The organism is Rhizobium sp. P1_E1, from assembly GCF_056406015.1.
Genome location: NZ_JBFUAY010000291.1, coordinates 1 through 4,769 on the forward strand (window position 1 = coordinate 1; position 4,769 = coordinate 4,769).

General features: G+C 62.4%; 2 protein-coding genes. One reads left to right on the top strand and one right to left on the bottom strand.

Annotation, left to right across the window (positions count from 1 at the left end):
- The coding region (locus AC1D1Z_RS34205) for a M23 family metallopeptidase (protein ID WP_477853234.1) at window positions 1-1,851 on the top strand (1,851 nt) is incomplete at its 5' end.
- 84 nt (window positions 1,852-1,935) lie between these two features.
- Here AC1D1Z_RS34205 and clpB read toward each other — a convergent pair.
- Window positions 1,936-4,536: an ATP-dependent chaperone ClpB gene (gene clpB, locus AC1D1Z_RS34210; protein ID WP_131647653.1), complete on the bottom strand. Its 2,601-nt coding sequence runs from the start codon at window positions 4,534-4,536 to the stop codon at window positions 1,936-1,938.
- Between the last annotated feature and the right edge of the window lie 233 nt (window positions 4,537-4,769).

Sequence of the window (4,769 nt, forward strand, 5' to 3'; positions counted from 1 at the left end):
TCCTTGCGCTGGCTCTCGGGCACGTTCCTCACCGGCATTACATCATCCGTTCTGATGGGTGTCGCCCTTTTTGCCGCCCTTGATGGCCGCCAGCAACTGGCGATCCCCGCCGAAGCCTATGCGAGCGTTGCGGCGGACGCGCATGAGGATACGACCGTGGTCCGTGGCGGCCGGCTGGTCGCGCCCGCCATTGCCGCAAAACCGTCTGACCGTGCCATCATGGAAGTTTCAACCGTCATCCACGACGGCGAAAAGGAAGTGGTGCGCCGCCAGCCCTTCGCGCATGTGAAGATGACGCTGGCCGCCAATCATGTGGCGACGGAGGACTATCCCGACTTCGATCCCCTGGCGATCTTTTCCGCCGACGAGCCGCAGCCCGCGCCGCAAAGCCGCACCGGCGCGCTTTACGGCTCCGACGTCGAATCCGAAGTCAGCCTGAAGACCATTCCGTTCCCGACCGGCAAGACCGGCATGCAGATGGCATCCGGCCTGTCGCTCGAGGAGGTCGAAGAGAATGTGCGCTCCAACGGCTCGGTGCTGACCGACGGCAATACTCAGCTCGCAGCCCTTTATTACGTCGATCCGCGTCGTTTCTCCAACGAGGATGCCGATGTCGATCTGACCGCCGGTCTGTCCGCCCGCGTACTCGAACAGAACATGACGGTCTCCGCATCGGAATCGATCACGCCGCAGACCGAAGAATTCGCCGACGACATCCTTCCCGTGCGCGTCGACACGCCGATCGCCAAGGCGCTGACGGATTCAGGCTATCCGCAGCAATATGCTGATGGCATTGCCGGCTACATCGCGCAGCAACTGGGTTCCAGTGATCTCAACAAGGGCGACGTGCTGCGCATCGGCATCATTCAGAAGGGCGAACAGGCAAAGATCATCCGAGCCAGCGTCTATCGCGGCACGCGCCATCTCGTCACCGTGGCCGTCGACGACAAGGGCAGATATGTGCCCGGCAGCGAGCCGCCGATGCTGGATGCCATCGCCACCGCCTTCGATGACAATTCCTTCGCACCGCCCCCCGGCCAGAACCTGCCGCGCGTCTATGACGGCATCTATCGTGCTGCCCTTTCCTACGGCATGACCAAGGATATGACGGCGCTGATCATCAAGCTGCTGGCCAGCAATGTCGATTTCCAGGCGCAGCTGAGGCCGACCGACAGTCTCGAGGCCTTCTTCTCCGTCGCCGACAGCGCCGGTCAGGCGACCGAGGATTCCGAACTGCTCTATGTCAACGCCCGTTTCGGCGACACGCAGACGCGCTTCTACCGCTTCCAGGACCCCGACGACGGCACGGTCGATTATTTCGACGAGAACGGCAAGAGCATCCGCCAGTTCCTGCTGCGCAACCCGGTGCCGAACGGCATCTTCAAATCGGGCTTCGGCATGCGCCGCCACCCCATCCTGGGTTTTGCCCGCATGCACACCGGCGTCGATTGGGCAGCGCCGCGCGGCACGGCGATCATCGCCGCCGGCAACGGCACGGTCGAAAAAGCCGGCTGGGATTCCGGCGGTTACGGCAACCAGACGATCGTCCGCCATGCCAATGGCTATGAATCCTCCTACAACCACCAGAGCGCCATCGCCAAGGGCGTCGTCCCCGGCGCCAAGATCCGCCAGGGCCAGGTGATCGGCTGGGTCGGCACGACGGGCGAATCCACCGGCCCCCACCTGCATTATGAGCTGATCGTCAACGGCACCAAGGTCGATCCGCTGCGCATCCGCCTGCCGGGCGGCAAATCGCTGCAGGGCGAGGCGCTGGCGAAATTCGAGGACGAGCGCAAGCGCATCGATACGCTGCTGAACAACCAGACGCCAGACCAGGTAGCGAGCAAGTAGCGTCCCCCTCCAGGAGGCGCCTCGTCCGCCAAACGAAAAATGGCGGCCCGAAGCCGCCATTTCCCATTCATCCGGCAAACCGGTTTACGCCGCTTCGCTCACCGTCTGACGCGTCCTGAACTGCAGCCGGTCCGAACCGCTCGTCACTTTTACCGTCGATCCGTCCGGCACCTGGCCAGACAGGATCTGCTCGGCCAGCGGATCTTGCACGAACTTCTGGATCACCCGCTTCAGCGGCCTTGCGCCGTAGACCGGATCGTAACCCTTGTTCGCCAGCCAGTGGCGGGCTTCCTCGTCGAGATCGATGACGATCTTGCGCTCGGACAGCAGGGCCACCAGCCGCTTCAGCTGGATATCGACGATCGCGCCCATCTCCTCGCGCTTCAGGCGATGGAAGAGGATGATCTCGTCGATGCGGTTCAGGAATTCCGGCCGGAAATGCCCGCGCACAACCTCCATCACCTGCTCGCGAACCGTGTCGCTGTCGTCGCCGTCCTTCAGCTGCGTCAGATATTCGGCGCCGAGGTTCGAGGTCATGATGATCATCGTGTTGCGGAAATCGACCGTCCGGCCCTGGCCGTCCGTCAGGCGTCCGTCGTCCAGCACCTGCAGCAATATATTGAAGACGTCGGGATGCGCCTTTTCGATCTCGTCGAACAGCACGACCTGATAAGGCCTGCGGCGCACGGCTTCCGTCAGCGCTCCGCCTTCGTCATAACCGACATAGCCGGGAGGCGCACCGATCAGCCGGGCAACGGAGTGCTTCTCCATATATTCCGACATGTCCATACGCACCATCGCCGTTTCGTCGTCGAAGAGGAAGCGGGCAAGCGCCTTGGTGAGCTCCGTCTTGCCGACGCCAGTCGGGCCGAGGAAGATGAACGAGCCGATCGGCCGGTTCGGATCCTGCAGGCCGGCCCGCGCGCGGCGGACGGCGCGCGACACGGCCTGAACCGCATCACCCTGGCCGATCACCGATTTCGCCAGTTCGTCCTCCATCCGAAGCAGCTTGTCGCGTTCGCCTTCCAGCATCTTGTCGACCGGAATACCGGTCCAGCGGGAAACGACATGGGCAATATTGTCGGGGATGACGACCTCCTGCACCATCGCGCCGCGTTCGCCATCCTGCTTTTCGGCGTCGACGAGCTGCTTTTCCAAATCCGGAATGACACCGTAGGTCAGCTCGCCGGCACGTTGGAATTCGCCTTTGCGCTGGGCGATCGCCAGTTCATTGCGGGCATCGTCGAGCTGCTTCTTCAGATCGGCGGCAAGGCCGAGCTTCTGCTTTTCCGCCTGCCAGCGAGCCGTCAGTGCATCGGCTTCCTCTTCGAGGCCGGTGAGTTCGGTCTCCAGCCGCTTCAGCCGGTCAGCAGAGGCAATGTCGGTTTCCTTCTTCAGCGCCTCGCGCTCGATCTTCAGCTGGATGATCCGGCGATCGAGCTCGTCGAGCTCTTCCGGCTTGGAATCCACCTGCATGCGCAGGCGCGCTGCCGCCTCGTCCATCAGGTCGATCGCCTTGTCGGGCAGGAAACGGTCGGTGATATAGCGGTTGGAAAGTGTCGCCGCGGCCACCAGCGCCGCATCGGCGATGCGCACCTTGTGATGCTGCTCGTATTTTTCCTTCAGCCCACGCAAGATCGAGATCGTGTCTTCGACCGTCGGTTCGTCGACGACGACGGGCTGGAAGCGGCGGGCAAGGGCCGGATCCTTCTCGACATGTTTGCGATATTCATCAAGCGTGGTCGCGCCGACGCAATGCAGCTCACCGCGGGCAAGGGCGGGCTTCAAGAGGTTGGAGGCGTCCATCGCCCCATCCGCCTTGCCGGCGCCGACCAGCGTGTGCATCTCATCGATGAACAGGATGATCTCGCCGTTCTCAGCTTGGACTTCATTGAGCACGGCCTTCAGCCGCTCCTCGAATTCGCCGCGGTATTTCGCACCGGCAATCAGCGCGCCCATGTCGAGCGCCATCAGCTTCTTGTCCTTGAGCGATTCCGGCACGTCGCCGTTGACGATGCGCAGCGCCAGGCCCTCGACGATCGCCGTCTTGCCGACCCCGGGTTCGCCGATCAGCACAGGATTGTTCTTGGTGCGGCGCGAAAGCACCTGGATGGTGCGACGGATTTCGTCGTCGCGACCGATCACCGGGTCGAGCTTGCCCTCGCGGGCTTCGGCGGTCAGATCGCGTGCGAACTTCTTCAGCGAATCGAAACCCTGCTCGGCATTGGAAGAATCCGCCGTCCGGCCCTTGCGGATGTCATTGATGACCTGGTTGAGGCCCTGGGCCGTCACGCCTGAATTCTTCAGTGTCGAAAAGGTCGAGGCCGAGGATTCGATCGCCAGCGCCTGCAGCAGGCGCTCGACCGTGACAAAGCTGTCGCCGGCCTTCTTCGCCGCTTCTTCAGCGGTCGAAAGGACCTTGGCGAGAGGCTGCGCCAGATAAATGTTGCCGTTGCCGCCGGAGATCTTCGGCAACTTGGCGAGAGCTGCGTCATTGGCAAGGCGGGCGGCCTTGGCATCGCCGCCGGCGCGCTCGATCAGCGATGCCGCCATACCCTGATCGTCATCGAGCAGGACTTTCAGCACATGTTCGGGCGTAAATTGCTGGTGACCCTGCGCCAGCGCATAGGTCTGGGCGGACTGGATGAAACCGCGCACCCGCTCCGAATATTTCTCGATATTCATATGGTACCTCCATGGATCGCCCTGCCCTGACGAGGCGCAGACCGATGATTGAGATCGACCCCCTGAAAAGGCAGGTCGCGCTTTGCCCGTCTGGGATTCGGGCGAAGCAGTTCGAAGAGAATATGGTAGCCTGTTCTGCGAGTTTAAAGAGCCCGTAAAACGAAAATCCCCGGCACAAGGCCGGGGATTTTCAAGCTAATTCGAGCAGATGGCATGAACTTCACGCTCTCCCC

Excerpts from the sequence above, each read along its gene's own strand:
- clpB (WP_131647653.1), bottom strand. The coding sequence starts at position 4,536 with ATGAATATCGAGAAATATTCGGAGCGGGTGCGCGGTTTCATCCAGTCC.